This window comes from Ruegeria sp., from assembly GCF_028066395.1.
In the GTDB taxonomy this organism is placed as follows: domain Bacteria; phylum Pseudomonadota; class Alphaproteobacteria; order Rhodobacterales; family Rhodobacteraceae; genus Ruegeria.
In genome coordinates this window covers 83,975-86,685 of the sequence record NZ_JALCBM010000006.1, presented here as the reverse complement: position 1 = coordinate 86,685, position 2,711 = coordinate 83,975, and the positions used below count along the sequence as shown (strand labels likewise).

Genomic DNA, 2,711 nt, shown 5'->3' with positions numbered 1-2,711 from the left:
ACCGCCCCGCAAATAGCTTGCGGCATCACGCATACCAATGCGCGAACCCATGAGATCATCGAGAAGAACCTGAGCCGATCTGCCATGTATGGCGGCCATATCGATGGGATTGGCCCAAGATATTGCCCCTCAATCGAAGACAAAATCGTGCGATTTGCCGACAAGGATTCGCATCAGATTTTTCTGGAACCCGAAGGTGTCAACGATCACACGGTTTATCCAAACGGGATTTCTACCTCATTACCCCAGGATGTGCAGGTTGAATATGTGCAATCCATCAAGGGGTTGGAGAAGGCGGAAATTCTGCAACCGGGTTATGCGATCGAATATGACTACATCGATCCGCGCGTATTGACCGCTTCGCTTTCGCTGCCTGATGTGCCAGGGCTATATCTAGCGGGGCAGATTAACGGAACCACAGGATATGAAGAAGCTGCAGCTCAAGGTTTGGTTGCTGGCCTAAATGCAGCCTTGTCTGTGCAGGGGCGTGAACCGATTCACTTTACTCGGGCGGACAGCTATATTGGCGTCATGGTGGATGATCTGACGACCCGGGGTGTCATCGAGCCCTATCGTATGTTCACCTCACGTGCTGAATTCCGCCTGTCCTTGCGTGCGGATAACGCGGATCAGCGTCTGACGCCGATTGGAATTAATCTGGGATGCGTAGGGGATACTCGTCGTGCGCTGTTTGCCGGTAAAATGGATCGGCTCAATGATGCGAAATCCGTTTTGACTCAGTCCAACTACACCCCAAAAGAAATCCGATCTGCAGGCATCCATGTCAATCAGGATGGCAATCGGCGTGATGGAATGGCAATTCTGGCTTTTCCAGATGTCTGTTTTGAGGATCTTATCCCCTTGGTTCCAGAGTCAAATGAGATTGATACAGACACGCGCCGTCAGATAGAGCGTGATGCTCTTTATGCCAACTACATCGCGCGTCAAAAGCAAGATGTTGAAGCAATGAAGCGGGATGAAGGGCATGAAATTCCGTTGGATTTTGACTACTTCTCTCTGGACGGCCTATCGACTGAGATGAAACAAAAGCTATCCAAGGCCAAGCCAGCGAATATTGCGCAAGCGGGCAGGGTTGAAGGGGTCACCCCAGCGGCATTGACCTTGGTTTTGGCACGGCTGAGACGCGATCAGAAAGTTCGCAAAGCATGACGCCAGAGATCGAACGTGAATTCTCGGATCTGAGTGTTTCACGTGAAACATTAGAGCGGCTGGAGGTTTATGCCGACCTCGTTAAACGTTGGAATCCCAAGATCAATCTTGTTTCGCGGAACAGCCTGCAGGACTTGTGGACGCGACATATCAAGGATTCGGTTCAGGTTTTTCGCTGTACTGATCCAAACGGGCATTGGGTTGATCTGGGCAGCGGTGGAGGGTTTCCAGGATTGGTCTGCGCTATCATGGCGATCGAAGAAGCTCCGGATGTAAAATTCACCCTTGTGGAAAGCGATCAGCGAAAATCAGCCTTTCTAAGGACCGTCATCCGGGAATGCCACGCGAATTGCAGGGTGATCTCAAAGCGAATTGAAGCGATTGAACCCCTGCACGCAGATATTCTATCGGCTCGGGCACTGGCTGATCTGAAAACCCTAATCTCGTTTTGTAACAGACATTTAAGCAGGTCTGGCATAGCCTTGCTGCCAAAAGGCGCAAACTGGAAAAAAGAGCTTTCGGATGCGCGCGAAGAATGGAAATTCGATGCGGAACCGATTACAAGTTTAACTGAGCCTCAGGCTGTTATTCTGAAGATCAAAGGAGTCACACGTGGTTGATCTGTCTCGCCCTTCAGGCCCCCGGATCATTGCGGTTGCCAATCAAAAGGGCGGAGTAGGAAAAACCACAACAGCCATAAATCTGGCGGCAGGACTCGCCGAGGCGGGATGCAAGGTTCTGGTGGTCGATCTGGACCCGCAAGGGAATGCCTCAACCGGTTTGGGTGTCGATGATCGGGACTGGACGACATATGATCTTCTCTTGGATGATGCGCCGCTGGAAGCTGTGGTTCAGGATACCGAGATTGAAAATCTCTTGGTCGTTCCCGCCACTGTGGATCTTAGCTCTGCAGATATCGAACTGATTTCGAACGAAAAGCGCAGTTATCTTCTTCATGACGCGCTGCGGCAAACTGCGATTGACTCGTTTGGACTGGATTTTGTGCTGATCGATTGCCCGCCATCGCTGAATCTACTGACCGTCAACGCGATGGTGGCCGCGCATTCCATCCTTGTTCCTCTGCAAAGTGAGTTCTTTGCGTTGGAGGGTTTGTCCCAACTGATGCTGACCATTCGAGAGGTCCGCCAAACCGCGAATCCGGACCTGAGAATCGAAGGTGTTGTGTTGACCATGTATGACAACCGCAACAACTTGTCTCGTCAGGTGGAAAAAGACGCGCGTGACAATCTGGGTGAGATGGTATTTAAAACCAAAATACCCAGAAATGTCCGGGTCAGTGAGGCGCCGTCTTATTCTCTGCCGGTTTTGCAGTACGACTCGGGCTCTCTGGGGGCGATGGCTTACCGGCATTTGGCGCGGGAAGTCATGTACAAGAATAACAAAGCAGCCGCTTAAACGGCTGGTCAGGAGGGCGAAGTGAGCGTTAAGAAAGGCAAAGCCAGAGGGTTGGGGCGGGGTCTGTCCGCCCTGATGGCGGATGTCACGACCGAGGTTGATGGCCTGGCGCCATCGGAACCACG

The 2,711-nt window shown here is 51.9% G+C and carries 3 protein-coding genes; all 3 read left to right on the top strand.

From position 1 onward, the window contains the following. Positions 1–1,170 (top strand): FAD-dependent oxidoreductase (locus MPJ51_RS03770; RefSeq protein WP_298381946.1); only part of this gene is annotated, 1,170 nt, incomplete at its 5' end. Further along, positions 1,167–1,790, top strand: coding sequence for a 16S rRNA (guanine(527)-N(7))-methyltransferase RsmG (gene rsmG, locus MPJ51_RS03765; protein WP_298381943.1), 624 nt, complete (start codon positions 1,167–1,169; stop codon positions 1,788–1,790). The genes MPJ51_RS03770 and rsmG, both read left to right, overlap by 4 nt. After that, a complete protein-coding gene (locus MPJ51_RS03760) occupies positions 1,783–2,586 on the top strand; it encodes an AAA family ATPase (protein ID WP_298381940.1) in 804 nt (267 codons plus the stop codon). Before rsmG ends, MPJ51_RS03760 begins: the two co-directional genes overlap by 8 nt. The last annotated feature ends 125 nt before the right edge of the window (positions 2,587–2,711 follow it).